Annotated in this window: 27 protein-coding genes; 19 read left to right on the top strand and 8 right to left on the bottom strand. The window is 70.6% G+C overall.

Annotation, left to right across the window (positions count from 1 at the left end; genetic code table 11):
• Positions 1-66: 66 nt before the first annotated feature.
• Positions 67-1,605 carry a glucan biosynthesis protein gene (locus tag ACW5DW_RS02120; RefSeq protein WP_457017065.1) on the top strand — a complete coding sequence of 513 codons (1,539 nt, stop codon included), beginning with the start codon at positions 67-69 and terminating at the stop codon, positions 1,603-1,605.
• The gene (mdoH, locus tag ACW5DW_RS02125) at positions 1,602-3,479 is read left to right on the top strand and encodes a glucans biosynthesis glucosyltransferase MdoH (RefSeq protein ID WP_457017067.1); all 1,878 of its coding nucleotides are present in this window, start codon (positions 1,602-1,604) and stop codon (positions 3,477-3,479) included. Before ACW5DW_RS02120 ends, mdoH begins: the two co-directional genes overlap by 4 nt.
• A 25-nt stretch (positions 3,480-3,504) precedes the next feature.
• On the opposite strand, the gene sctT is transcribed toward mdoH, so the two are convergent.
• The 6 genes from sctT to ACW5DW_RS02155 are packed head-to-tail and all read right to left on the bottom strand — an operon-like array spanning position 3,505 to position 8,428.
• Positions 3,505-4,293 carry a type III secretion system export apparatus subunit SctT gene (sctT, locus tag ACW5DW_RS02130; protein WP_457017068.1) on the bottom strand — a complete coding sequence of 263 codons (789 nt, stop codon included), beginning with the start codon at positions 4,291-4,293 and terminating at the stop codon, positions 3,505-3,507.
• Positions 4,293-4,559 (bottom strand): type III secretion system export apparatus subunit SctS, encoded by a 267-nt coding sequence (gene sctS, locus ACW5DW_RS02135; protein WP_457017070.1) that lies wholly within the window; start codon positions 4,557-4,559, stop codon positions 4,293-4,295. The genes sctT and sctS overlap by 1 nt, the downstream gene beginning before the upstream one ends.
• A gap of 30 nt (positions 4,560-4,589) precedes the next feature.
• Positions 4,590-5,597: a hypothetical protein gene (locus tag ACW5DW_RS02140; RefSeq protein WP_457017072.1), complete on the bottom strand. Its 1,008-nt coding sequence runs from the start codon at positions 5,595-5,597 to the stop codon at positions 4,590-4,592.
• Between the two features lie 49 nt (positions 5,598-5,646).
• Positions 5,647-6,753, bottom strand: coding sequence for a type III secretion system cytoplasmic ring protein SctQ (gene sctQ, locus ACW5DW_RS02145; RefSeq protein ID WP_457017074.1), 1,107 nt, complete (start codon positions 6,751-6,753; stop codon positions 5,647-5,649).
• Positions 6,746-7,342: a response regulator transcription factor gene (locus tag ACW5DW_RS02150; RefSeq protein ID WP_457017076.1), complete on the bottom strand. Its 597-nt coding sequence runs from the start codon at positions 7,340-7,342 to the stop codon at positions 6,746-6,748. Before ACW5DW_RS02150 ends, sctQ begins: the two co-directional genes overlap by 8 nt.
• 3 nt (positions 7,343-7,345) lie before the next feature.
• Positions 7,346-8,428, bottom strand: a complete 1,083-nt coding sequence (locus ACW5DW_RS02155; RefSeq protein WP_457017078.1) for a sensor histidine kinase — start codon at positions 8,426-8,428, stop codon at positions 7,346-7,348.
• Between the two features lie 117 nt (positions 8,429-8,545).
• Here ACW5DW_RS02155 and ACW5DW_RS02160 point away from each other — a divergent pair, with 117 nt between their 5' ends.
• The 17 genes from ACW5DW_RS02160 (at position 8,546) to ACW5DW_RS02240 (ending at position 21,364) form a co-directional block, all read left to right on the top strand.
• A complete protein-coding gene (locus ACW5DW_RS02160; protein WP_457017079.1) occupies positions 8,546-8,992 on the top strand; it encodes a flagellar biosynthetic protein FliO in 447 nt (148 codons plus the stop codon).
• A 253-nt stretch (positions 8,993-9,245) separates the two neighbouring features.
• The gene (locus ACW5DW_RS02165; protein ID WP_457017080.1) at positions 9,246-11,291 is read left to right on the top strand and encodes an FHIPEP family type III secretion protein; all 2,046 of its coding nucleotides are present in this window, start codon (positions 9,246-9,248) and stop codon (positions 11,289-11,291) included.
• A 68-nt stretch (positions 11,292-11,359) separates the two neighbouring features.
• Entirely contained in the window at positions 11,360-12,616 is a 1,257-nt protein-coding gene (locus ACW5DW_RS02170) for an FHA domain-containing protein (RefSeq protein WP_457017081.1), read from the top strand.
• A gap of 144 nt (positions 12,617-12,760) precedes the next feature.
• Positions 12,761-13,099, top strand: coding sequence for a hypothetical protein (locus ACW5DW_RS02175; RefSeq protein WP_457017082.1), 339 nt, complete (start codon positions 12,761-12,763; stop codon positions 13,097-13,099).
• A 106-nt stretch (positions 13,100-13,205) separates the two neighbouring features.
• On the top strand, positions 13,206-13,622 hold the full coding sequence (locus tag ACW5DW_RS02180; RefSeq protein ID WP_457017084.1) for a hypothetical protein: 417 nt from the start codon (positions 13,206-13,208) through the stop codon (positions 13,620-13,622).
• Positions 13,623-13,641: 19 nt separating this feature from the next.
• Complete coding sequence (sctJ, locus tag ACW5DW_RS02185; protein ID WP_457017085.1) at positions 13,642-14,436, top strand: type III secretion system inner membrane ring lipoprotein SctJ; 795 nt, start codon at positions 13,642-13,644, stop codon at positions 14,434-14,436.
• Positions 14,437-14,444: 8 nt separating this feature from the next.
• Positions 14,445-15,080, top strand: a complete 636-nt coding sequence (locus tag ACW5DW_RS02190; RefSeq protein ID WP_457017087.1) for a hypothetical protein — start codon at positions 14,445-14,447, stop codon at positions 15,078-15,080.
• Position 15,081: 1 nt separating this feature from the next.
• Positions 15,082-15,777 (top strand): FliH/SctL family protein, encoded by a 696-nt coding sequence (locus ACW5DW_RS02195; RefSeq protein WP_457017089.1) that lies wholly within the window; start codon positions 15,082-15,084, stop codon positions 15,775-15,777.
• Between the two features lie 2 nt (positions 15,778-15,779).
• Positions 15,780-17,126, top strand: coding sequence for a FliI/YscN family ATPase (locus ACW5DW_RS02200; protein WP_457018378.1), 1,347 nt, complete (start codon positions 15,780-15,782; stop codon positions 17,124-17,126).
• On the top strand, positions 17,123-17,626 hold the full coding sequence (locus ACW5DW_RS02205) for a hypothetical protein (RefSeq protein WP_457017091.1): 504 nt from the start codon (positions 17,123-17,125) through the stop codon (positions 17,624-17,626). Before ACW5DW_RS02200 ends, ACW5DW_RS02205 begins: the two co-directional genes overlap by 4 nt.
• Before the next feature lie 10 nt (positions 17,627-17,636).
• Positions 17,637-18,362 (top strand): type III secretion HpaP family protein, encoded by a 726-nt coding sequence (locus tag ACW5DW_RS02210; protein ID WP_457017093.1) that lies wholly within the window; start codon positions 17,637-17,639, stop codon positions 18,360-18,362.
• Positions 18,363-18,495: 133 nt separating this feature from the next.
• Positions 18,496-18,705: a hypothetical protein gene (locus tag ACW5DW_RS02215; RefSeq protein ID WP_457017095.1), complete on the top strand. Its 210-nt coding sequence runs from the start codon at positions 18,496-18,498 to the stop codon at positions 18,703-18,705.
• A gap of 79 nt (positions 18,706-18,784) precedes the next feature.
• Positions 18,785-19,225: a hypothetical protein gene (locus tag ACW5DW_RS02220; RefSeq protein WP_457017096.1), complete on the top strand. Its 441-nt coding sequence runs from the start codon at positions 18,785-18,787 to the stop codon at positions 19,223-19,225.
• A gap of 134 nt (positions 19,226-19,359) precedes the next feature.
• The gene (locus ACW5DW_RS02225; RefSeq protein WP_457017098.1) at positions 19,360-19,938 is read left to right on the top strand and encodes a hypothetical protein; all 579 of its coding nucleotides are present in this window, start codon (positions 19,360-19,362) and stop codon (positions 19,936-19,938) included.
• Positions 19,939-20,007: 69 nt separating this feature from the next.
• Positions 20,008-20,367: a hypothetical protein gene (locus ACW5DW_RS02230; protein ID WP_457017099.1), complete on the top strand. Its 360-nt coding sequence runs from the start codon at positions 20,008-20,010 to the stop codon at positions 20,365-20,367.
• A gap of 65 nt (positions 20,368-20,432) precedes the next feature.
• The gene (locus ACW5DW_RS02235) at positions 20,433-20,759 is read left to right on the top strand and encodes a hypothetical protein (protein ID WP_457017100.1); all 327 of its coding nucleotides are present in this window, start codon (positions 20,433-20,435) and stop codon (positions 20,757-20,759) included.
• Positions 20,760-20,908: 149 nt separating this feature from the next.
• Positions 20,909-21,364, top strand: coding sequence for a hypothetical protein (locus ACW5DW_RS02240; RefSeq protein WP_457017102.1), 456 nt, complete (start codon positions 20,909-20,911; stop codon positions 21,362-21,364).
• Between the two features lie 28 nt (positions 21,365-21,392).
• Here the strand turns inward: ACW5DW_RS02240 and ACW5DW_RS02245 are convergent, their stop codons facing one another.
• Both ACW5DW_RS02245 and ACW5DW_RS02250 read right to left on the bottom strand, forming a co-directional pair.
• Complete coding sequence (locus ACW5DW_RS02245; protein ID WP_457017104.1) at positions 21,393-23,054, bottom strand: hypothetical protein; 1,662 nt, start codon at positions 23,052-23,054, stop codon at positions 21,393-21,395.
• Between the two features lie 329 nt (positions 23,055-23,383).
• Positions 23,384-24,289: a 5'-nucleotidase, lipoprotein e(P4) family gene (locus tag ACW5DW_RS02250; protein ID WP_457017106.1), complete on the bottom strand. Its 906-nt coding sequence runs from the start codon at positions 24,287-24,289 to the stop codon at positions 23,384-23,386.
• Positions 24,290-24,352 lie beyond the last annotated feature (63 nt).

The following is a 24,352-nucleotide window of genomic DNA, read 5'->3' on the forward strand; positions in this document are numbered from 1 at the left end:
TGACGTTGCGTTAAGCCGGCGCCCGTTTAATGAAGCGGTTCCGCCATCCTCGCCCAAGGGCTGCCCTTGCATCGCCGTCAACTGATTGCGGCCGCCACGTCGCTGCCGCTGCTGCTGTGCCTGCCCCTGCGCCAGGCGCTGGCAGCGACGCCTGCTGCCTCGGCGCCCTTCGATCGTGACACCGTAGCGGCACTGGCGCGCGAGTTGGCCTCGCGCGCCTTCGTGCCGCCCGTGCGTGTGCTTCCGGCCCAGCTGGACGCCATCGCCTACGACCAGTACCGCGACTACCGCTTCCGTCCCGAACGCGCGCTGTGGCGCGACGAGGGGCTGCCCTTCCAGGTGCAGCTGTTCCACCGCGGCTTCCTGTTCAAGGACCGCGTCGAAATGCATCTGGTCGCGGACGGGCGCGCGACGCCGCTGCCGTACCGGCGCGAGCTGTACGACTTCGGTCCGCAGGTGCCGCCGCCGGACGACGCGGCGCTGGGCCACGCCGGCTTCCGCCTGCATGCGCCGCTCAACAGCCCCGACCATTTCGACGAACTGTGCGTGTTCCTGGGCGCCAGCTACTTCCGCGCCGTGGCGCAGGGGCTGGTGTACGGGCTGTCGGCGCGCGGGCTGGCGCTGGGCAGCGGCGACCCCGGGCCCGAGGAGTTCCCGCTGTTCCGCGAGTTCTGGCTGGAACGTCCCGCGACCGATGCCGACGCCGTGGTCGTGCATGCGCTGCTCGACAGCCCCAGCGTGGCCGGCGCCTACCGCTTCACCATCCGGCCCGAGGGCACGCAGACCACGATGGAGGTCGACGCGCGCCTGTATCCGCGCGTCGAGCTGCGCAATGCCGGGATCGCACCGCTGACCGCCATGTTCGAGTTCGACGCCGGTGATCGCGTGGGCGTCGACGACTTCCGGCCCGCGGTGCACGATTCCGACGGCCTGGCGATCCTCAACGGCGCGGGCGAGCAGATCTGGCGGCCGCTGCGCAATCCCCCGCAGGTCGCGCACAGCGGGTTTGCCGATGACAATCCGCGCGGGTTCGGGCTGATGCAGCGCAAGCGCAGTTTCGATGCCTACCAGGACGCCGAGGCCAGCTACGAGAAGCGGCCCAGCGCCTGGGTCGAGCCGCTGGGCGAGTGGGGGCCGGGCGAGGTGCACCTGGTCGAGTTGCCCACGGGCAACGAGTTCGCCGACAACATCGTCGCCTTCTGGCGCCCGCGCGCGCCGCTCGCCGCCGGCCGCGAGCATCGCTTCGCCTATCGGCTGCACTGGTGCGCAGACCACGCCTGGCTGCCGCAGCTGGCGCGCGTGGTCGAGACGCGCAGCGGGCAGGGCGATGCCGATGCTGGCGTGCCGCCGCGAATGTTCGTGATCGACCTCGACGGCGGGCGCCTGTCCAGCCTGCCGGCCGATGCCGCGCCCAGGGTCGAGGCGCATGCGTCGGCCGGCGAGCTGCGCAATCCGGTTGCCTATCGCCTCGCGGCCAACGGCCGCTGGCGCATGAGTTTCGAACTGCTGCCGGGGACGGCTGAGGTAATCGAACTGCGCGCGCGGCTGCTTGATGCCGACGGCACGCCGCTGTCCGAGACCTGGCTGTCGCGGTGGCCGGCATGAGCTCGTCCGCAGCCCTGCCGGTCGACGCGCCGGTCGGCGCCACGCCTTGGCTGCCGCCCGAGGCGCCGCTGGAGATGCCGGTGCAGGACCTGCGCCGTGGCCGCCTGGCGGGCTCGAAGCCGCCCAGCTCGCCGCCGCGCATGGCGCTGCGGCGCTCGGCGGTATTTGGCGGTACCGCACTGCTGAGCCTGGTGGCGGCCTACCAGATGTGGTGGCTGCTGCGCGGCAACGGGATCTCGGTGCTCGAGGGCGTGCTGCTGGCGCTGTTCGTGCCGCTGTTCGCCTGGATCGCGCTGTCCTTCGCCAGCGCGGTGCCCGGCTTCGTGCGCGTGCTGCGCAACCAGCCACTGCGGCTGGGATTGTCGAGCGATGGGCCGCTGCCGTGGCTGTCGACGCGCACTGCGCTGCTGGTGCCGGTCTACAACGAGGATCCGCACCGCACCTTTGCCGGCGTGCAGGCGATCCTGGAGTCGGTGGTCGCCACGGGGCAGGGCGCCTGCTTCGATGTATTCATCCTCAGCGATACGCGCCGGCCCGAGGTCGCCGCTGACGAGGAGCGGGCCTTCCTGCGCCTGCGCGAACGCTTCGCCAACGAGGTCGGGATCTATTACCGCCGCCGCGACGACAACGCCGAGCGCAAGGCCGGCAACATCGCAGGCTGGGTGCGCCGTTTCGGCGGCGCCTTCGCGAGCATGCTGATCCTCGACGCCGACAGCCTGATGGAAGGCGCCACCATCGTGCGCCTGGCCGCGGCGATGGAGCGCAACCCGGACGTGGCCCTGGTCCAGACCCTGCCGCTGGTGGTCAACGGCAGCACCATCTTCGCGCGCATGCAGCAATTTTCCGGACGCGTGTACGGGCCGGTGATCGCGCATGGCGTGGCCTGGTGGCACGGCGCGGAGAGCAACTACTGGGGCCACAACGCGATGATCCGCACGCGCGCCTTCGCCGCCTGCGCCGGCCTGCCCGCGCTGGAGGGCCGCGAGCCGTTCGGCGGCAACGTGCTCAGCCACGACTTCGTCGAGGCCGCGCTGATGCGCCGCGGCGGCTGGGCGCTGCACATGGAGCCGGGCCTGGGCGGCAGCTACGAGGAAGGCCCGCCGTCGCTGACCGACATGCTGGTGCGCGACCGCCGCTGGTGCCAGGGCAACCTGCAGCACTCGCTGGTGCTGCCCGCGCGCGGCCTGCATCCGGTCAGCCGGCTGCACCTGATGATGGGCATCGGCCACTACTTCACCGCGCCGATGTGGGCGATGCTGATGCTGGTCGGCCTGTCGATCCCGCTGCAGGCGGGCATCGAGGAAGGCTATGCGCCGCTGGCCTATTGGCAGGGCGCCGATCCCGAGCGCTTCCTGTGGGTGTTCGGCCTGACCATGGCCCTGTTGTTCGGGCCCAAGCTGCTGGCCGTGGTCGCGGCGCTGCTGGATGGCACCTCGCGCCGCGCCTTTGGCGGCGGCCTGCGGCTGGCGGCGGGCGCGCTGCTGGAGACCGTGCTTGCCGCGCTGATGGCGCCGGTGACGATGTACCTGCAGTCGCGCGGCGTGGCCGAGGTGTTGGCCGGCAAGGACTCGGGCTGGGACGCGCAGCGCCGGGACGATGGCAGCCTGCCGCTGTCGGGGCTGCTCGCACGCTACGGCGGGCTGACCGTGTTCGGCGCCGGCGCGGCCGTGGTCGCGTGGCTGGTATCGCCCGGGCTGGCCGCGTGGATGGTGCCGGTCATCGCCGGCATGCTGCTTTCGATCCCGGTGGTGGCGCTGACCTCGTCCAGAAGCCTTGGCGACCGGCTGCGGCGCCTGCGCATCTTCGCGACTCCCGAGGAGGCTGCGCCGCCGGCGATCCTGCAGCGCGCCGAGGCGCTGCGGCGCGAGCGCTGAGCCCAGCGCGGCCCGGCGCATCGCCTCAGCCGCCAAATGCCCTGCGCAGCAGCAGCAACAGCCCCTGGCTGTCGTGCAGGCGCTGCACCAGAATCTCGATGTAGACCCCGAGCAGCAGCAGGATGATGCCGGTCGCCGCCCATGCCTTGAGCGGCAGGGTCAGCGCGAACACGTTGAGCTGCGGCGCGTAGCGGTTCACCAGGCCGAACGACAGGTCGACGATCAGCAGGATCACCATCACCGGCGCGGCCAGCACCAGCATCGTGGTCATGAAGTAGCCGAAGTGGCCGACGAACAGGTTCATGCCCGAGGCCGCGAGGTCGGGGTAGAACGAGGTCGGCGGCCAGATCGCGTAGCTGCCCAGCAGCAGGTCCAGGAAGATCAGGAACGCGCCGCTGGCCATGAACACCCAGGCCGAGAACTGCGACAGGAAGTCGGCGTGCAGCGAAGTCTGGTGCCCCTGGATCGGATCGAACACCATCGCCATGCTCATGCCGACCTGGGTGTCGATGACGTTGCCGGCCGCCGAGATCGCCCAGAACACGATGCCGAAGCAGAAGCCGATGGCGATGCCGATGAACAGCTCCTTGACCACCAGCGCCGGCCACGACAGCGTGCTCATCGTGCCGGTCGGCGCGGTGGCGACCACGATCGGCAGGGCCACGATCGCCAGGCTGACCAGGAAGCTGTTGCGCACCATCGCCGGCATGTTCTGCGGGCTGATCAGCGGCAGCATGATGAACGCGCCGATGATGCGCGGCAGGGTCAGCCCCAGCGCCAGCACCGCGGTTTCGGCCGAGGCGAAGACTTCCATCAGCGCCGGGTCAGGTGCGGGAACTCGGTGAAGATCCGGTTCGAGTAGGTGTACAGCGTGCCGCCGATCATCGCGCCGGTGACAAACAGCGCCAGCACGATGGCCACGAACTTCAGCGCATAGGCAAAGGTCTGCTCCTGGATCTGGGTCGCCGCCTGCAGGAAGGCCACCACCAGGCCCACGATGGCGGCCGCCGCGATCGGCGGGCCCGACAGCATCAGCACCAGCCACAACGCCTGCCTGGTCAGCTCGAGTGTTTCACTCATCGTCCTGTCGCCTCCGTCCGCGTGACCCGTTCAGGGCGTGTAGGTCAGCACCAGGCCGTGCACCAGCTTGGCCCAGCCGTCGATCAGCACGAACAGCAGCAGCTTGAACGGCAGCGACACGGTGGTCGGCGACATCATCATCATGCCCAGCGCCAGCAGGATGTTGGCCACCACCAGGTCGATGATCAGGAACGGCAGGAAGATCAGGAAGCCGATCTGGAAGGCGGTGGTCAGCTCGCTCACGGTGAAGGCCGGCACCACCACGATGAAATCGTTGGCGCTCAGCGAACCGCGACGCTCTTCGGGCAGCAGGCTTTGCGCGCTCCTGAGGAAGAAGGCGCGCTCGGCCGGGTTGGAATGCGCGATCAGGAATCCGCGCAGCGGCTCCTTGCCGGCCTCGAACATCGCCAGCAGGCGCGCGCCCTCGCTGCCCGGTGGCGCCAGCGGCGCCGCTGGCGGCTGCGTCGTCGCGGGTGCGGACGCTGACTGTGCGGTCGCGGCATCGGCGCTGGAGCCGGTGACGACGTTGCGGAACAGCGGCCCAGGTCCTTCGTCGCCAGCCGCGGTGCCGGCCGCCTCCGCCTCGGCCTCGGCGCGAAGCGCGTCGGCGGCTGCCGGGCTCGCGGGCGCGGGATCGTCCGTGGCAAGCGCGGGTGGCGCGGTGGCGGCGCCCGACGGCTGCGCGGTGCGCGCGGCGATGCGGCGGGCCTGCGCCTGTTCGCGCGCGGCCTGCTCGCGCTGGCGCTCGTCGACCATTTTCTGTACCGCGGCCGGCACCGGTCGCCCCTGCTGGTGCGCGGTCACCGCGTCGTAGGTCTCCAGGATCACCGGGTACATCACGTAGATCGACAGCACGATCGCAAGGCCGTTGATGACCACGTTCGGCGGCACCTGCTGCAGGCCCAGCGCATTGCGCAGCAGGCTCAGCACCACCACGATCTTGGTGAACGAGGTCACCATGACCGCGACGAACGGCGCCAGCGCCAGCGCGACGATGACGACGAGGACGAGGGCGGGGGAGTAACTGCTCAGATCCATGGACGCTCCTGCTGGACGCGGACGGGCGGGGGCGGGCGGCGGGCGCCGCTCAGCTCCAGCCCAGCAGGCGCACGCCGAGGGTGTCGCCGACCGCCACCACCTCGCCCTGGCCCACGGCCTGGCCGTTGGCGCGGATGGTGACGTTGGCGCCTTCCAGTGCGCCCGCCAGCGGGAACACATAGCCCGGCTGCAGCGCCGACAGGTCGCCCACGCGCAGTTCGGTGCGGCCCAGCTCGAAGGCCAGGTCGACCGGCAGGCGCCGCGCCAGTGCGTCGGCGTCGCCGTCTTCGCTGGCCTGGGGGGTGTCGTTCATGGGGGAAATCTCCTGTACATGGGTCTGAAGATGCCGGGGTGGTCCGCTGATCCGCCAACCGTCGGCAGCCGGCGCGAGCGGCCAGGCGATTCCGCGTGCGCAGGCCTCCGCCTGTGGCGGCTGGCTGCGCCTGCCGGCAACGAGCACGTCGCCCGGCTGCAGCGCGTTCCAGTCGGCCCACGGCAGCGGCGCGATCCGCCACTGCAGTTGGATCGGCACGCCCAGCTCGCGCCAGCCATCCAGCGGCGCAGCTTCCCCGCCAGGCGGGTCGGCGCGCTCGAGCAGGCGTTCGATCCACGAGGCGGGCACGCGCAGCGCGCCCTGCAGCGCCGGCATGCGCGAGGTCGAACCTTCCGGCGCGTCCTCGTCGACGATGAAGTCCAGCCACAGCAGCGACGCCTCGTCCTGTGCCGCGTCGCCGGCATCGACCAGGGGCGTCAACACCACGCCGAATGCTTCGCTGAGCCGCATCAGCTGCGTCTCGTTGGCCAGGCTCCAGGCGAGCACGCGCGAGCGGCCCTGGTAGTCGCTCCAGTGCGCGCCATCGCCGTGCGTGGGCGCCTGCAGCGCAAGCCCGAGGCGCGTGCCCTCGGCATCGAGCTCGAACGTTTGCGCGGCCGGCGCGGGACGGCCGGGGATGAACTGCAGCAGGCCGTGGTTGGACAGGCTCCAGGTCTGCGGCGTGGCGAAGAAACTGCGCAGCGCGGCCGCCTGCGCGGTCGAGAGCGTGGGCAACAGGCCGCGCAGCGGCCGCAGCGGCCGCGGAGCTTCGCCAGCGGGCGTTGCCGGCTGCCGGCGCTTGGGTCCGGCGGCCTTGCGCCTGGTTGCAGTGGGGTCAGCCATGGCCAAGTGCCACCTTCATCAGTTCGGGCAGCGAACGCACGCCGAGCTTGGCCATCATGTTCGCGCGGTGCAGTTCGACGGTCTTGATGCTGATGCCCAGGATGTCGGCGATGATCTTGTTGGGCTTGCTGGCGACCACCAGGTCGAGCACCTGGCGCTCGCGCGGGCTCAACTTTTCCAGCGCCGGGCTGTGGGCCGGCGCCTGCTCGCGGCGGCTGGCGCACGCGGCGTGGATGGCATGGGTCAGCGCCTCCTCGCTGAAGGGCTTTTCAAGGAAGTTGGCCGCGCCCTTGCGCATCGCCTCCACCGCCAGCGGCACGTCGCCGTGCGCGGTCACGAACACCAGCGGCAGGCGGATGCCGCGGCGGATGAGTTCTTCCTGCAGCTGCAGCCCGCTCATCTGCGGCATGCGGATGTCCGAGACCAGGCACTCCTCGTGCGCGCCATGGCGCTCGCCCTCGTATGCGGCCAGGAACGCGGCGGCGGATGCATACGGACGCGGCTCGAAGCCGGCGGTCTCCAGCAGCCATGCGGTCGAATCGCGGAAGCCATCGTTGTCGTCGACCAGGTACACCCGCGCGGATGCCATTCCCTACAGTCTCCCTTCCGCGCGTGGCAGTGTGAATGCAAACACGCTGCCGCCACCGGGGCGTGCCTCGAAGAACAAACGACCTTCATGGTATTCGATGATCGAACGACAGATGGCAAGGCCGATGCCCAGGCCGTCGGACTTGGTGGTGAAGAAGGGCGAGAACAGCTGCTCGGTTTCCGCGGGACTCAGCCCGCCGCCGCGGTCGAGCACGCGCACCTCCACTTCGTCGTCGAGGTTGACCCGACCCTCGATGCGCAACTCGCGTTGGCCGGACGGCATCGCGCGCATGGCCTCGATCGCGTTCTTGACCAGGTTGAGCAGCACCTGCTCGACCATCACCCGGTCGGCGTAGACCGCAGGCAGGCCGGGCGCCAGCGCCAGGTCGATGCACAGCTGCTGGCGCTCGGCCTCCAGCCGCAGCAGCTCCAGCACGGTGCTGGCGATGACGCCGACCTCGTGCGCGTCGCGCCTGGGTTCGCGCGCACGCACGAACTCGCGCACGCGCGAGATCACGGCGGCGGCATGCTCGGCCTGGGTACGCGCGGCCAGCAGCGCGCGCTCGACCTGCGCGGGGCCGCCCGCCTGCCCGACGAGGCGCAGGCTGCCGTTGAGGTAATTGACGATCGCCGCCAGCGGCTGGTTGAGCTCGTGAGCAAGCGTGGCAGCCATCTCGCCCACCGACATCAGGCGCGAGGTGAACAGCAGCTTCTCCTGCTGGTGCTTGTGCGTGTCCAGCGCCTGCAGGCGCTCGCTGATGTCGACCGCGGTGAGCAGGTCGACATCGCCCTTCTCCAGCGCCAGCCGACGCCAGTGCAGTGCATACCAGTGGCCGCTGTGTGGCGCGCGCACTTCGGCGCCATCGTCCGCGCGCGCTGCGCCCAGCGCCGCCAGCAGCCCGGCGCGGTCGCGGTGGCCGGACAGCGCGGAAAACGCCTCGGCAAACTCTGTGTTTCCCGCCACCAGTGCGCCGTTGGCGCGCGAGAATGCCGCGCAGGCGAACGGGACCGCATCGAGGATCGTGCCCAGCGTGGTCGAGGCCGCGTCTGCGGCGCCGCGGCGACGCACGGCAGGCGCCGCGCTCATGCAGCCGATCCGGGCATGCAGGCGTGCACGCCCGCACGCGCAGCAGACCGCCTGCTAGGGTATGCGGCCTGCGCGGACGCACCGCCCGCCCGTCCTTCCAACGGAAGACTTCCGATGATGCCGAGCCGACGCCACGCCCTGCCATTGCTGCCCTGCCTGCTGGCCGCGTCCTGGCCCGGCGCCGCCGTGGCTGCGGCCGCGGTGGCTCCAGCATCCACCGGCGCTTCATACGTCTGGGAACTGCTGGCGATCCTGTTGCCCTTGGCCTTCATCATCATCTGCCTGCTTGTCCTGCTGCGGATCCTGCGAAGGCGGTTTGGCCTCGCAGGACCGGATGCGCCGCTGTCCGTGGTCCAGGTGCTGCCGGTCGGGCCGCGCGAACGCGTCGTGGTGCTGCGTTCGCGCGCCGGCCGCGCATTCGCGGTTGGCGTGAGCGCCGGTGCGGTGAGCCTGATCACCCATCTTGACAGTGACGACCTCGGCCCCGCCACAACCGACGGTGCGTTGTCGGAGCAGGCGGCGCCGATGACGCTATTACAACGGTACAGGGTTAAACGGCCGTGACGCGTCAGCGTGTTCGCGGTCACACTCCTGCAGCGCCGATCAACTGAAACCTGCTGTTGACTCGCGTATAACTTCGCAACGATATATGTAGCCCCCCGGACGACGCGATGCGCGGATGCGCAATCGCCTCGGGTCGGTCGCGACCCGCGCCACGCCGCAGCCCCCGATGCGACGTGGTGTCCGCGGCACGACACGCGCATCGTCGCCGTTCGCAATCGTCCCTTTCCCCCGAGGGCCACGGATGACAACAAGCGTGCGCAGCTGGCTGAGTTCCCTGTTCGCCGCCCCCGACGGCGCGGCGCCTCGTACGGGCCTGGGCTACAGCGACGTGATCCTCGCCTTCGGCGCGGTGCTGATCATCAGCGTGATGATCCTGCCGCTGCCGCTGTTCGTGATCGACGCGCTGGTCGCGGTGAACATCTCGATCGGCTTCGGCCTGCTGCTGCTGAGCATCTACATCCCCAACCCGGTCGCGTTCTCCAGCTTCCCCAGCGTGCTGCTGCTGACCACGCTGTTCCGGCTGGCGATCTCGATCGCGATCACCAAGTCGATCCTGCTGCACGCCGACGGCGGCCACATCGTCGAGACCTTCGGCACACTGGTGGCGGGCAACAACCTCGTCGTGGGCCTGGTGGTGTTCCTGATCATCACGGTGGTGCAGTTCATCGTGATCGCCAAGGGCTCCGAGCGCGTGGCCGAGGTCGCCGCGCGCTTCACCCTCGATGCGATGCCGGGCAAGCAGCTGTCGATCGACTCGGACCTGCGCTCGGGCCTGATCGACAAGGACGAGGCGCGGAGCAAGCGGCGCCTGCTGGAGACCGAGAGCCAGCTGCACGGCTCGCTCGATGGCGCGATGAAGTTCGTCAAGGGCGACGCCATCTGCGGCATCGTCATCATCCTGGTCAACCTGCTGGGCGGCCTGGCGATCGGCGTGCTGCAGAGGGATATGTCGCTGGCCCAGGCCACGCACACCTACAGCATCCTGACCATCGGCGACGGCCTGGTCTCGCAGATCCCCGCCATCCTTGCCACCATGGCCGCGGGCCTGGTGGTCACGCGCACCACCGGCGAGATCGAGGACCGCCACCTTGGCGACGCGATCAGCCGCCAGGTCGCCGCGCAGCCGCGGGTGGCGCTGATCACCGGCCTGCTGGCGATGCTGATGACCCTGGTGCCCGGCTTCCCGTGGCCGGTGTTCCTGCTGCTCGGGCTGGCGCTGCTGGGCTACAGCGCCTGGCGCTATCGCTACGAATTCGAAAGCCTGCGGCGCATGTTCAGGATCAGCGACGAGGAGATCACCGCCGCGCTCAAGCCGATCGAGACCGACGAGTTCGCGCCGCCGCCGCCGCTGCTGCTGGAGCTCTCGCCGGGGCTGGCCGCGATGATCGGACAGGAGCCGCCGCGCGCACGCGCCGCCGAGGCTGCGCGCCGGGTGCGCGACGAGTTCGGCGTGCCGGTGCCGGTGCCGGTGGTGCGCGTGTCGGCCGCGCTCGCCGAGGCCGAGTACCGGCTCAGCGCGCATGGTGCACGCGTCGCCACCGGCCGCCTGCCGCGCGGCGTCGGCTACGTCGCGCAGGTACCGGGCGGCGAACCGCTGCCGGGCTTCTTTCCCGCCATGTCCGGCCGCTGGGACGAGGGCGTCGCCATTGAAGGCAAGCTGGCGCCGCTCGACGTGCTGACCCTGCACCTGGACGTCGCGTTGCGCCGCCGCCTGGGCAGCTTCCTGGGCATCCAGGAAACGTCCAACCTGTTCGGCAAGATGCAGCGCGACTATCCCGACCTGGTCAAGGAGATGCTGCGCGTGGTCGCGCCGCAGCGCGTGGCCGACGTGCTGCGCCGGCTTGCCGAGGAAGGCGTGCCGATCCGCAACCTGCGCGATGCGTTCGAGGCGATCACCGACGTGGGCAGCCGCGAGAAGGACGTGGTGCTGCTGACCGAATACGTGCGCGTGGCGCTCAAGCGCGAGATCGCCGAGCGCTGGTCCGACGCCGACCGCAACCTGCACGTGCTGTTGATCCATCCCGAGCTCGAGGACAAGCTGCGCCAATCGGTACGCGTGGCCGGCGGCGCCAGCCAGCTGGCGATCTCGCCGGAGCTGGCCGCGCGCCTGGGCAACGAGGTGCGCGCGCACCTGGCGCGGCAGGCACCGGGCGTGCACCCGGTGCTGCTGTGCTCGCTGGATGTACGTCGCCACCTGCGCAAGCTGCTGGAGGTGGACTTCTTCGATCTGCCGGTGCTCTCCTACCAGGAACTCGCGCCGGAGCTGCGCATCGTGCAGGCGGGCCAGGTCAATGCCTGAGCCGCTGTCGCCGATCTCCCGACCCATGACCATCCCGCGGGATCCCCCGCCCGCAGGAGCCAGACCCGATGTCTTTGCCCACAACAGACAGACCTGAAGCCACCGACGACGATGCCGCGGTGCTGCGGATCGTCTCCGGCCTGCACGCCGGCGCGACCCGGCCGCTTTCGCGACGCGAGATGTTGCTGATCGGCAGCGGCGACGACTGCGACGTGGTTCTCGCCGACCTCGGCGTGGCGCCGCATCACGCGCTGCTCAACGCCGTCGATGGACGCTTCCACCTGCGTGCGCTCGATGCGCCGGTCGAACTGCCCGGCGGCACCCTGCATCCGGGCGATCCGGTCGAGGTCGGCCAGGTGCAGCGCATCGCGCTGGGCCAGGCGGCGATCGCCTTCGGTCGCGCCGATGCGGTCGAGTGGCTGACCCTCGCGCCTGAACCGGGCGCCGACGCGCCGCTGGCCAGGCCGCGCCCCGCATTCGCCAACCGCATGCCGCTGATCGCGGGAATCGCGGTGCTCGCGCTGTCGGCGTTGGCGATCGTCGCCGCGCTGATGCCGGCGCCGGCGCCGGAAGTCGACGTGGAGCACCGACTGCGCGCACTGGCGCAGGAATTCGACGTCGGAGACGTCGTGATCAGCCGCGACGTCGAAGGTCGCATCGTACTGTCGGGCACCGTTGACGACAGCGACGCGCGCACGCGTTTCCAGTCACGCATCGCCAGCGAAGAAATGGACGCCAGCGTCGCGCTGCGCAGCGGACAGGACCTGGCGGTCGACGTGGCCGAGGTGATGCGCACCGGTGGCTACGCAGTGCGGGCGGAATACCTGGGCAACAACAACGTGCGCGTCAGCGGGCGCTTCGGCGAGGACGACAAGGTGGTGCGCGAATTCATCACCTCGCGCGCCATGATCGAGACCGGGGTCAACATGGTCGAGCCGGTCAACCTCGACCAGCCGGCACCCGACGCGGTCGCCGATGCGGATGCGGGCGCAGTGATGGACGGCGACAAGGCCCACATCGTTTCGATTGTCCGCGGCGAGACGCCGCACATCATCGATGCCGAGGGCAACGTCTACCACGATGGCGCGGCGATACCGGGCTGGGGCGAGCTGGTGTCGATCGGCCAGTTCGCGCACGTCATCCAGGCCGACGGCACGCTGGTCAAGCTGACGCCTTCGCCTGCGCCCAGGGCGCCCGTGGAAGAAGAAGCGCCGCCAGCGCAGGCGCCTGAGGCGGAACCCACCACCGGCATGGGCGCGACGGCGGCGGCACCGCTGGCGGGCACTGGCCGCAAGCGCGCGGCGGGCGCCGAAGACACGATGTGAACACCCCCTGCGGTAAACCCTAGGTCACGATTCGACGCAACATTTTTCCGCTACAGTCCAGCGCGTGACCGTCCCGGAAGTGCACGCGGTCCGCTCCCCCGAATCCGCGAGGTCCCTGCCTCGCATGCACAAGGAGTCATCACGATGACCATCCCGACCAACGCCAACCTCATCAACCAGTACGTCGGCGCGGCGACCTTTGCCAACGGCCCCGGCGGCCCGACCGGCACGCGCAGCAGCAGCGGTGGCAGCAGCGGCACCAGCTGGTACGAAGCGATGTCGCGCGCATGGGGGCAGACCCTCGACGCGCAGGCGAGCGAGATCACCTCGCTGTCCGACGCCATCGGCGCGGGCTCCGACGAGCCCTCGCAGATGGTCGCGCTGACCGCGGCCAGCCTGAAGATGCAGTTCATGTCCAACAATGCGGCCACCTCGCAGAACAGCGTGGCCGAATCGTTGAACGCGGTCGCCCGCAAGCAGTAACCGCGACGCGACCCGGCCGATGCGGGCGAGGCCCGCGGTGGTCGTTCGCAATGGCGATACATGCACGAAAGTGCGCCCACGGGCGCACGCCTCGGGAGCAATCCAGATGATCGATGCAATCCAGGTCGCGGCGATGGACGCGACAGCCAACCCCGCGGCATCGCCCGCGCTGCAGCCGCAGGCCGCGGCGGTGGACGTGCGCGAGTTCGCGCAGGCACTCGACCGCGCCGGCGGTGCCGCGCCTGCGCCCAGCGACGCCAACGCCATCACCAGCACGGCGCCGCCCGGCGAGTCGGCCACGGCCAAGATGATGGTCAACGCCTTCGACAGCCTCAACGGCACGGCCACCAAGATCGAGAACCTGTCGCGCGCGATGTCGGCCAGCGCGACCGAGATGACGCCGGGGCAGATGCTCGAGATGACCATGCAGTGCCACCAGTTCCTGTTCCAGTCCCAGCTCACGTCCAACGTGGCCAACCGCACCTCCGATGGTGTGCAGCAGCTGTTCCGGCAGCAGTCCTGACTTTTCCGGAGCACCGTCGATGGACCTCTCCCGATTCCGCGCCCGCACAGGCGTGACGCTGCGCCCGGCGATCGCGCTGCTCGCTTGCCTGCTGCTTGCGGCGTGCACGCAGGTCACGATGTACGGCGATCTCGAGGAGCGGCAGGCCAACGAAGTGTTCGCCGCGCTGCTGGCGGCCAACGTCGATGCCAACAAGCGCACGTCGCTGAGCAAGACCGGCTGGGAGATCCGGGTCGACCGTTCGGACTTCGCCCACGCCATGCAGGTGCTGCAGGCACGCGGGCTACCGAGCCAGCAGTACCTGTCGATGTGCGACGTGTTCAAGAAGGAGGGCATCGCCTCGTCTTCCGTCGAGGAGAACGCGCGCTACCTGTGCAGCCGCCAGCAGGAGCTGGCGCGCACGCTGTCCGGTTATCCGGGCGTGGTCGATGCGCGCGTGCATATCGCCCTGGCCCGGCGCGATCCGCTGGGTGGCGCGGACGGTGATTCCTCGGCTTCCGTGGTGATCTTCCAGCAGCCCGGCGCCAACCTCGAAAATCTGCAGACCCGCATCAAGACCGTGGTCAAGGACGGCATCGAGGGCCTGGACGACATCAACAAGGTGTCCGTCGAGTTCGTGCTGATGCCCGGTGCCCCGGCCGTCCCGCAGCGCCAGGCGGCGCCCGCGGCGATGTCGGCCGCCAACGCCACCTCGATCGGCATCGGCCTGGGCGTGGCGGCACTGCTGGGCCTGGTCTGGGCCGGCTGGGGCAAGCTGCGGCAGCGGCGCATGCGGCAGTCCGCGGGCGACGGCGGCAGGCTCTGGAACGGCTGAGGCGCGACATGGCGCTGCAGGCACTGCTCGGCGAACTGCATCCGGACTGGCACGCAGGCAGCGTGCAGCCCGCGCTTGACCCGCAGCTGGCCGCGCGCGCGCGCGCCAGCGCGCTGGGCCGGCGCCTGCTGCTGCGTGCACTGCCGCCGGCTTTCATGGACGGCCTGTTCGCGCCCGCGCCGGGTGGCGGCGTTCATTCCGGCATCCTGCAGCGCTGGCCGCGCACGCGCATGCAGGCGCTGGTGCGCGACCTGGGCGTGCTGGCGCATGCGCCGATGATCCGCGCCGAGGTCCGCCGCGAGCCCGTGCGCTGGCTGCGGCGGACCCTGGGCAACAGCTACCTGCTGGCCCTGGATCCCGCGGTCTGGGACGGGCGCGTGGATCGCGACGTCCACGCGCGCCTGTCCTCGCGCTGGGAGGCGCTGCTGGCCGACCCCGGGTTCCTGGGCGATGCCGCGTTGCTCGGCGACGTGCTCGATCGCCAGGGCCGCGGCGAGCTCCTGGCCTGGGCGCTGCGCCGCAACCGTCCGCTGGCGGACTGGACGCGCCTGCTGCACGCGGATGAACCTCCCGCGCCGGCGCATTTGCCCGAGAAGGCGCTGCTGCTGGTGGTCTCGCACCACGAGGGCCGGGATGGAGACTAGCGTGCGCACGCCGGACACCGCCGACCCGGTCGTGCCTGCGGTGCAGTCCGGGCCGGCGCAGGCGCAGGCGACGGGCACCGTCGCGGTGTTCGAACGCCGTGCGTTCGAGCGTTCGCTGTCGGCGCGCGTGCTCAAGCCCCAGCACCTGGCCAAGCTCGAAGAGCTCGACGTGCTGCTCGAACGCGTCAACGCCCTGCATGGCGAGGTCGAAGCCGGGATTGCGCAGGCGCGCGAAGCCGGGCAGGCCGAAGGATTCGCCGAGGGCCTGCGTCGCGCGCAGCAGCAGATGACCGAACAGCTGACCGCGCTGAACGAGCGGCGCGCGCGCGCGCTTGCCGAGGCGACCGGTCGTATTTCCGAACTGGCCTGTGCGATCGTGGCCAGGATCGCGCCCGGCTTCGACGCCGCCAGCGTAGTGCCGCCGCTGGTGATGCAGGCGGTGGAGGCCGCGCAGGCCGAGCAGTTCCTGCTGATCCGGGTGCACCCGGACGTGCGCACGTCGGTGCAGGCAGGCCTCGGCGCGGTGCGCCAGGCGCACCCTGCGGTGGGCATGATCGAACTGGTCGACGACGAAAGCCTGGACCCGCTCAGCTGCGTGGTGGTGTCCGAAGCGGGCGAGGTGCGTGCCGGCGTGGCCCAGCAGATCGAGGCGATCCGCGTCGCACTGGCCGGTGTCGGCGGAGCGGCGGAGCGGTGAACCTGCCCGGGCCACTCGCGCAGGCGCCCGATGACACGCTCGATCCGCTGCTGAGCGCGCTGGCCGGGGTCAAGTCGATCCAGCGCGTCGGGCGCGTGGTCGAGGCCTACGGCACGTTGATCCGTGCCACTGGATTGAAGGCCTCGATCGGCGAGCTGTGCCATCTGCGCAATGCGCCTGGCGACGGCGACCCTTCGTTCAACCTGGCCGCCGAAGTGGTCGGCGTCTCCAAGCAGCACACCCTGCTCACGCCGCTGGGCGCGCTGGACGGGATTTCCGCGACCACCCAGATCGTCGCCAGCGGCCGCCAGGCATCGATACGCGCGGGACCCGGACTGCTCGGCAGGATCCTCGATGCGCACGGCGAGCCGATCGACGAACGTGGGCCGGTCGGCCCCGCCGTCGACATGCCGATCTATGCCGCCTCGCCCAACCCGCTCACGCGCAAACTGATCGAGCGGCCGTTCTCCACCGGCGTGCGCGCCATCGACAGCGTGCTGACCGCGGGTGAAGGCCAGCGCGTCGGCATCTTCGCGGTCGCCGGCGGCGGCAAGAGCACCCTGCTGGGCATGCTCGCGCGCGGTGGCGACGCCGAGATCAACGTGATCGTGCTGGTCGGCGAACGCGGCCGCGAGGTCAACGAGTTCATCCACGACAACCTGGGCGAGGCCGGCTTGGCGAAGTCGGTGATCGTGGTCGCCACCTCCGACCGGCCCGCGCTGGAACGCAGTCGTGCGGCCTGGGTCGGCACCGCCATCGCCGAATACTTCCGCGACCAGGGCAAGCGCGTGCTGCTGCTGCTCGATTCGGTGACGCGCTTCGCGCGCGCGCTGCGCGACGTGGGCCTGGCGATCGGCGAGCCGCCGGCGCGACGCGGCTTCCCGCCCTCGGTGTTCAGCGCGCTGCCGCGGCTGTTCGAGCGCGCGGGCAACAACGAGACCGGCAGCATCACCGCCTTCTACACCGTGCTGGCCGAGGACGAGGACGGCGGCGATCCGATCGTCGAGGAAGTGCGCTCGATCCTCGACGGCCACATCGTGCTCTCGCGCAAGCTCGCGGCCGCCTACCACTACCCGGCGATCGACGTGCTCACCAGCCTCAGCCGCACCATGCCGCGGGTGGTGGACCAGGCGCACCTGCGCGCCGCCGGGCAGCTGCGCAAGGCGCTGGCCAAGCATCAGGACATCGAGCTGCTGCTGCAGCTGGGCGAGTACAAGCGCGGCAGCGATCCGGACGCTGACTTCGCGATCGAGCGCATCGGCCCGATCCGCAAGCTGCTGCAGCAGTCCTCGGCCGAGCTGGTGCCGTTTGCGGAGTCGTCAGACACGCTGAAGAAGCTGTTCGCATGAGCACCGCCTCGCGCACGCGCTACCCGCTGCAGCAGTTGCTGCAGCTGCGCGCCCATCGCACCGCGAAAGCGCGCCTTGTGGTCGTCGAGAGGCAGCGCGCGGTGCGCGAATGCCGCCAGGCCTGCGAGCGCATCGAGCAGGAGATCGTCGAGTTGCGCCGCGAGCGCGCCGGCCAGCGCCTGCGGATGATGGAAGCGCCGCCGCCGGGCATTCCCTTCCCGCTCGCGCTCGAGCAGCGCGAGGCACACATCGACTGGCTCGGCGAGCAGGAGCAGGCCGCGCAGCTGCGGCTGCAGCAGGCGCAGCAGAAGCTGCAGCAGGCCGAACAGGCCCTGGCCGCGGCCATGCAGGAATTCTTTCGCGCCAAGGCGCGCGAGGACGCGCTGGAAAAGCGCAAGGGCGTCTGGCGCGGCGAGATGTTGGCGCTCGAGGCCCGCCGCGAAGAGGACGCCGCAGCCGACCTGGTGCAGGCCGCCCACATCAGCCGCAGCCGCCATTGAGGAGCGCAGCATGAGCATCGACCGACCGGATACCTCGTCGCTGTCCAATCGTCCCGCCGAGTCCACGCGTCCGGGCGAGCCGGATCGTCCCGCCGAACGCCCGCGCGAGGCGCCGCCGAAGGAGCAGGTCGACCGCTTTCGCCAGCTGATGCAGCACGGCCGCCAGGAAGGACGCGCCGGCCTGCCCGAACGCCTGCCGCAGGAGCAGCGGCCCGGCGCATCCGGGGCAGGGCAGCACGCCGCAGCCGCAGCCGCGCTGCGGGCCGACGAACAGGCGGCACTACGCGCGCTGGAAGGCCGCGGTCAGCACGATGGCGGGACCGACCACCACGGCATGAGTGCGAACGCCATCGACGGCGCCGACCTGCTGGCGATGATGCAGGCCCAGTCCGCCCTGCGCGAAGGCGCCGGCGCCACCCTGCCGGCCGCGGCTGCACCGCCGATGGCCAGCGGCAAGGCGCTCGCCGAGATGCTGGAGCGCCACGTGCGCCAGCTCGCGGTCGATGCGGCCCATGCCGGCGACGGCGACGGCCAGGTGCTGCTGCGCATGTCCGACGCGACCCTGCCGGGCACCGACCTGCTGCTCAGCCGCACCGCCGACGGCTGGCGCCTGCGCGCCGACGTGCGTTCGCGCGACAGCTATGACGCGATCCGCGAGGCGGCGCCCGCGCTGGCCAGGCGGTTCGCCGAGCAGAACCTCGGCACGCTCGAGGTCGACCCGCACTTCGACGCCTGAGCGACGCTCGGGTTTGCCCGAGGTGGGGCACGCCCCAGCTTGGAGGCACCGACACGATCGCCGCAGACTTCCTCCTGCGCACATCGCGCCTGATGTTCCGACCCCCGGCATCGACACAGACAGGAGTCCCCCCATGAGCTTCCTCAGCGGCCTCAGCGACATCGTCTCCAGCGTCGCCAACCTCGCGGTCACCGCGTACACCGGCAATCCGATGCTTGGCCAGCTGGCCGGTGGCATCGCCGGCTCCCTGCTTGGCGAGTCCGGCAGCAGCGGTGACTCGGGCTTTGATGCGGTCTTCGACAACGCCTTCAGCAGCGGTTTCCTGAGCGGCATCGGCAACTGATCAAGGCCGGGGAGTGGCTGGCGCCGGGACGGCGTCGGTCGCGGACATCCCCGGTTCCGGTCGAGGCAAGAGTGACTCGATGAGCAAGCGACCAGTCCAGCGCCAGGCCAGCCGTGGCACCAGCACCGCGCAGGTGGACCAGTCCGTGGCCGGCATGCAGGCGGCCGGGCTGTCTGGCCAGCCGGCGATCGCGGGCAATCCGGAGTTGCAGGCCACGCCGGGGGCCGTCCCGGCCAGTCGTGAAGAGTTGACCGGCATGTTGGACGAGTTGCGGGAGCGTCGCGGCCTGGGCGTCGCCGATGAAGCCGCGATCCTGCGCGAGTACGACGGACTGACGGTGGAACTGCGGGCCGAAAAGACACGCCTGGCCGCGGAGTTCCGGGAGCGCTCGAAGCGTGACGGGCTGGAGGAGGCAAACGCCTGGCTGGCGGCGGCCGCCGATGCCCTGGGTCGCCGCCAGGGCGAACAGATGCGCCAACTGGTGCAGACCATTCCAGCGTTCACGCAGGCACAGGCCTAGGGTCTGCCCCAGCTGGAACAGTCGCGGCGTCCCGTTACATTGCAATCGTCCCCGCACACTTCCCTCCCGAGCAGTCCACACTCCCGATGGCCCGTCGCCCGCTCCGCCGCCCCGCCAGCCCGCCAACTCGACTGATGGCGCAGGCATCTGCGTCGCCCGTGGCGCAGGGCGACGCAGATGCCGCCTCGCAGGATGCAGGGCATGCGGCCATGGTCCAGGCGGAGACGGACGAACTGCTCCGGCAGTTCATGGACCTGCTTGGCGACGACCCGTCCCTGGACGACAGCGACCGGTCGCTGATCCAGCGGGAATTGGCCAACGCGGTGGCGGCCGTGGCGGAGTCGGGCGCGGCATTCGAAGAACCCGATCGCGCGGCATGGATGGACGCCGCGAACGCGCTGCACGCGGCGGGCGCGGTGTCGGACGACGAGGCCAACGCACTGGTTCGCCAGCTCGATGGCGCGCTGTCGGCGCTGGAGCGCAAGGAGTCGCGCTTCGCGATGGAGTTCAGCCGCCGCATGGCGCGCGAGGGCGAGACCGCGGCGCTGGAGTGGCTGCGGCAGAACCGGCAGGTGCTGCTCGATGACGGCGATGGCGCGGCGGATGCCGCCATGTCCAACGGATTCGGCGGGCCGCCGCCGGCATTGGCGACGGATGCCATGCGCTCGAAGTCACGGCGGGTGAGGGGTCCCCCGCCGCGTGGCGTTGGCTAGGCCGCGGCGGGAACATCCCGCCGGCGCACACCCGATCATCACACACACGCATCGACTGGAGACAAGAACATGACCGACATCCGTCCGACCATGAACGACTACTCGCAGATGAGCATCGACCAGCTCGCGACCGAAGCCAAGATCGCCAAGGGTGGCGGCTGGCTGCTGGCGCTGGCCACGCTGATGGGCAAGATCGCCGACAAGATGGGCGGGAACCTGGTCGACATGGCCAAGGCCATCGACAGCGAGTCCAACCGCATCGCCAAGCAGTCCAACGACGGCAAGCAGGCCGACGACTCCAAGCTCACCGAACTCAATGCCCGGATGAACGCCTACAGCCAGACCATGAACATGTTCATGCAGGCCACAAGCAACATCATCAAGAGCCTGGGCGAAGGCAACGCGCAGATCGCGCGCAAGTCCGGCTGATCCCGGCACGCTCGCGGCAGACGCCCTTCGCAGTCGCGAGGGGCGTCCTGCTTTCGGCACTACAGATGCGTATTCATCCAGTTCCAGCGATCGCGGCGGCCTTGCTCGCCGTGGCGCTGGCCGCCTGCGGTGGCGAGCGCGCCGAGGTCGAGGATGTGGCCTCGGGCTCGTCCGCTGCCGACGGTGCGATCGCGGCTACCTCCAGGGACGATACGGACGCGCCAAGCGACACGGATGAGGCGAATGCCGATCCGGCAACGCCCCGGGAGCGCCACCGGCGCGGCGACCGCTCCTGCGCGCGACTGGTGACCCGCACCCGCAGCGTCGCCAGCGTATCGGGCGGTGCCATGCAGATGATCATGGTCACCGAGTGCGTTCCCGCGAAAGGATAGACGCGCGGTCCCACAGCGGGGTTGCATGATGTCGATGCCGGCGTTGCCGGTATCGATCGCTCCGAGGCAAGCAAGCGCCGTACGCGAGGAGGGATGCCGTGTATTGGTGGATATCCGGATCATCGTGGCCATGCTGCATCGCGCTGCTGGTGGTGCTGCTCGCGCCGGCTCCGCTCACGGCGCAGGTTCCGGGCGGGATCGACGAACAGCGGCTGCACGCCGACATGCAGCGGGCGGTCGATCAGCGCCGTCGCGAGCTGCTGCCAGAGTACCAGCGCCGCGTGCGCGACGAGGGCAGGTCCAGCGCCGACGCCTGGCTGCGCGGCGAGGCCGAGCGGCTGGGTCGGCGCGACGGGGAGCGGATCCGTCGCGACCACGAGCGCGGCGGGAATGTGGTGGATGGCACGGCGCCGGCCCGGCCCGTGCAGTCGCGCCTGGGCACGACGCCTGTGCAACGCCCGGAGGCGGCCAGGGATCGGGTCGACGGCAAGCGCGACGGGCGATCCTGTGCGCGCATGGTCACGCGCCAGCGCAGCGTTCCCAGCATGTCAGGCGGACCCATGCAGATGATCATGGTCACCGAATGCGTGCCCGGTCCGCGCTAGGCCGCTGCGGACGGCTGGCCTCGGGTCCTCAGCGCAGGCGGCGCGCCAGCAGCCAGGCCCACAGCCCGGTCAGCAGTCCGGTGCCCGTGAGGGCATTGCGCCAGATGTCGAGCGACTCTGGCGGCATCGGCAGGCCGAACAGGTCGGGGGCGACCGTCGCCAGCGCGAGCCCGAGGCAGCAGTAGGTGACCGCGATCAGCGACCAGTACAGCCATTGCAGGTGAGCACGTGAATGCCGTGCCTCGTCGTCGGCGACGTGGCCGGCAGGTGCGGCCTGATCATCCTCATGGTGCACGTGCGCCACGCTTGCAGACGCGACATGGCCCGCGACAGCCGCCGCCGACTGCGCACGCGCTGCCTCGCCCGTCCCGCCGGCCGCGCCCGCTCCCGTGGCTGCGGCCCCGGCGCGTGGGTGCTGCTGTTGTTTCACGTCGCCCGGCTGTCCGTCCGGCGCCTCTTCCTGTCCGGTACCGCCGTTGGCGCCGCCCTGCCGTTGGTCCCGGGACTGCTGCGGCCTGCGTGCGCGGACCGCGCTGTCGGGCGCGTAGGCGTGGGTTGTCCCGGCGGGGTTGGCCACGGCCGCCAGGGTCACGCCCGCGGCAGCGCCGCCAAGCCCGCCGAGGCCCGGCGCTTGTGCGCCGCGCTCGGCGGCGACGGGAGTTCCGGGTTCGCCCCGGGCGCCCGGCACCGGACTTTCGCCCTGGGACAACGGCAAAGCGCCCGGCTGCGCCTGGCTGTTGCCCACCGCTGGCGTCGTGGCTGAGGGGTGCCCGGGCATGGCCACTGCGGCCGGGTCCATGCGCGGCGCCAGTGCCCGCAGCGTCTGCGCCTCAAGCGCCGGGGCGGAGCGCGCCAGCACATGGCCGGCCAGTTCAGGGTCCAGGCCCATTGCCCAGGCGGGGCGGGGCTCCGCTGCCTGACCCGGGAGCGCCTGCGTGGCCGCCATCGCCTGGCGGGCTTCCAGCGCGGCCGCGCCGCGGGCGTCTGCCGCAGCCCGTGCGTCGCCGGGTGCACCGGGCAGGCGTGCGTCCCGCACCGCATCCGCATCCTGCCCACGTGCAGCGTCCGGACCGTGGCCGGCCAGACGCGCCTCACCGGCCGCCGGATGCAGGGGCCGTGTTTCGCCAGCGGTGCGCGACAGTGCAATGGCCAGCGCTTCGGGCCGTGCCGGCAGATCACGCAGCACAGCAGGATCGGCTGAGAGCGCATGGCTGAGCTGGCGGATCACGCTGGGCGGAAGCTGCTGCAGTTCCCGCGCCAGCGCCTGCAGCGAAGGCTCGATCTGGCCGGATGCCGGCGTCAGCGAATGCGCACCCTGGCCACGCATGCCATCCGGCACACCCGCGGGCACGTGGGGCGACGGGTCTGCGTCGGGCATTCCCGTGCGTGAGTGGTGCGAGGAGCCCGCGTCGGACGGCGCGTGCCGCCCCGGCCCTTCGCCGCCGGGGGTGAGCCGGTGCAGATGCGACGGCAGGTCGACATCGGGCGCCAGCTGACCGCGCGGCTTTGGAACGTCCACGTCGTCCGCGTCCGGTCCTTCGGCAAACCCGGGGGCGCCCGGCCACGGCGCCCGGTCCAACCCGGCGCGGGCACCAGGCAGGAGCGAGAACAGCGCATCGTGCAGTGACGGGAAGGACGGCATGGCGACACCCCGCATCTGGGTCCGGTCGCCCGGGCCGGCGTTTTCCACGCTACGCCGCGGGCTTGCGGGCGGAAACCTGGGGGCAACCCTAGGCCATCGTGTCTGCGGCGCTCGCCTCTGCGGCTGTGGCGACCACGAGCTGCGCCCGCGCAGACAGCTGCTCATCTGACAGTTCTCGGGCCAGGCACCGGCGCGATGCCGAGGCTCGGGTGGGCTGGTCCGGCGTGCGCGGATCGCGAAGTCGAAAAAAAACGGGAAACCGGCTGGTTTCCCGTTCAACCGGCATCACCGGAAAGGACTCGTGTTGTGGCGCGCACAGCCTAGCGCGCGCGACAAGTTGATGCAATACCTTAATTTAGCATGTGTAAGTGGTTGTTTTACAGTCGTGTATCCAGCGCCTCGCGCTTGATGGCGCGCCGGGCTGGGCGCGGTTCGCTCCAGGCGTTGTTGAACAGCGCCGGCTCCCAGGAGCCATACGTGGGGTTGGCCAGCATCCACCAGCGCTCGCCGAACCAGTCCCGGTGCGCGTCCAGCAGCGCGGCGCGGGCCTGGGCCGTGTTGGCGATGACCTCGACGAAATCGCCAAGCTGGTCGCCGAACTGCATCAGCACGCGATACTCGCGCCCGGCAAGGCGGCGCCGGCACAGCTTCTCGGAGCCGTTCTGCTCGCAGCCTTCGACATGGGTGCCCAGGCCGAGGAACACGCTTTCGTCCTTCACCGGCATGCCGACCGCGCGCAGGTTGGCCAGGGTCGCCGCCTGCAGGTGCTGGGCGCGGTTGGACAGGTAGAGGATGGTCACGCCCCGGGCCTGCGCGTCGCGGGCGAACTCCAGCACGCCGGGTACGGGCCGGGCCTTGCGTTCCTCGACCCATGCGGCCCAGGTAACCTCGTCGTACTCCTCGCCGTTGGCGACCAGGCGCGCCTGGTAGGGCGAGTTGTCGAGCACGGTCTCGTCGATGTCCATGATCACCGCAGGTGCCAGGCCGGCCAGCGGCGCGGTCTGCACGCGCTCGTCCGGCACCAGCGCATCCCAGCCAGGCGTCTTCAACGCGACATCGAGGTGATCGGCGGCGGCGCGGAACAGCGAAATCGAGTTGGCCTGGTATTCGGCTGAACGCTGCACCCAGAGCACGGCGTTGAGGTTGTCATCGGCGGGGACTATCGCGGTCGCAGGCGCCGATGCCGTGTCGCCCACTGTGCCGCCGGACTGCGGCGATGGGACGGTTGCGCAGCCGGAGGCGAGCAGTGCGGCGAACAGGATGGCGGAAGCGTGCACGCGCATTCTTGGAAACCTACGAATCTGGAGCGGGACGCCGAGTGTAGCGAAGCGGTGTTGCAGATCCGG

It is taken from the genome of Luteimonas sp. A482 (genome assembly GCF_054072655.1).

What these genes read in the sequence shown, in the direction of transcription:
- mdoH (WP_457017067.1), top strand. Translation starts at nt 1,602, where the DNA reads ATGAGCTCGTCCGCAGCCCTGCCGGTCGACGCGCCGGTCGGCGCCACG.
- sctT (WP_457017068.1), bottom strand. Translation starts at nt 4,293, where the DNA reads ATGGAAGTCTTCGCCTCGGCCGAAACCGCGGTGCTGGCGCTGGGGCTG.
- sctS (WP_457017070.1), bottom strand. Translation starts at nt 4,559, where the DNA reads ATGAGTGAAACACTCGAGCTGACCAGGCAGGCGTTGTGGCTGGTGCTG.
- ACW5DW_RS02140 (WP_457017072.1), bottom strand. Translation starts at nt 5,597, where the DNA reads ATGGATCTGAGCAGTTACTCCCCCGCCCTCGTCCTCGTCGTCATCGTC.
- sctQ (WP_457017074.1), bottom strand. Translation starts at nt 6,753, where the DNA reads ATGGCTGACCCCACTGCAACCAGGCGCAAGGCCGCCGGACCCAAGCGC.
- ACW5DW_RS02150 (WP_457017076.1), bottom strand. Translation starts at nt 7,342, where the DNA reads ATGGCATCCGCGCGGGTGTACCTGGTCGACGACAACGATGGCTTCCGC.
- ACW5DW_RS02155 (WP_457017078.1), bottom strand. Translation starts at nt 8,428, where the DNA reads ATGAGCGCGGCGCCTGCCGTGCGTCGCCGCGGCGCCGCAGACGCGGCC.
- ACW5DW_RS02160 (WP_457017079.1), top strand. Translation starts at nt 8,546, where the DNA reads ATGCCGAGCCGACGCCACGCCCTGCCATTGCTGCCCTGCCTGCTGGCC.
- ACW5DW_RS02170 (WP_457017081.1), top strand. Translation starts at nt 11,360, where the DNA reads ATGTCTTTGCCCACAACAGACAGACCTGAAGCCACCGACGACGATGCC.
- ACW5DW_RS02175 (WP_457017082.1), top strand. Translation starts at nt 12,761, where the DNA reads ATGACCATCCCGACCAACGCCAACCTCATCAACCAGTACGTCGGCGCG.
- ACW5DW_RS02180 (WP_457017084.1), top strand. Translation starts at nt 13,206, where the DNA reads ATGATCGATGCAATCCAGGTCGCGGCGATGGACGCGACAGCCAACCCC.
- sctJ (WP_457017085.1), top strand. Translation starts at nt 13,642, where the DNA reads ATGGACCTCTCCCGATTCCGCGCCCGCACAGGCGTGACGCTGCGCCCG.
- ACW5DW_RS02190 (WP_457017087.1), top strand. Translation starts at nt 14,445, where the DNA reads ATGGCGCTGCAGGCACTGCTCGGCGAACTGCATCCGGACTGGCACGCA.
- ACW5DW_RS02205 (WP_457017091.1), top strand. Translation starts at nt 17,123, where the DNA reads ATGAGCACCGCCTCGCGCACGCGCTACCCGCTGCAGCAGTTGCTGCAG.
- ACW5DW_RS02210 (WP_457017093.1), top strand. Translation starts at nt 17,637, where the DNA reads ATGAGCATCGACCGACCGGATACCTCGTCGCTGTCCAATCGTCCCGCC.
- ACW5DW_RS02215 (WP_457017095.1), top strand. Translation starts at nt 18,496, where the DNA reads ATGAGCTTCCTCAGCGGCCTCAGCGACATCGTCTCCAGCGTCGCCAAC.
- ACW5DW_RS02220 (WP_457017096.1), top strand. Translation starts at nt 18,785, where the DNA reads ATGAGCAAGCGACCAGTCCAGCGCCAGGCCAGCCGTGGCACCAGCACC.
- ACW5DW_RS02225 (WP_457017098.1), top strand. Translation starts at nt 19,360, where the DNA reads ATGGCGCAGGCATCTGCGTCGCCCGTGGCGCAGGGCGACGCAGATGCC.
- ACW5DW_RS02230 (WP_457017099.1), top strand. Translation starts at nt 20,008, where the DNA reads ATGACCGACATCCGTCCGACCATGAACGACTACTCGCAGATGAGCATC.
- ACW5DW_RS02235 (WP_457017100.1), top strand. Translation starts at nt 20,433, where the DNA reads ATGCGTATTCATCCAGTTCCAGCGATCGCGGCGGCCTTGCTCGCCGTG.
- ACW5DW_RS02250 (WP_457017106.1), bottom strand. Translation starts at nt 24,289, where the DNA reads ATGCGCGTGCACGCTTCCGCCATCCTGTTCGCCGCACTGCTCGCCTCC.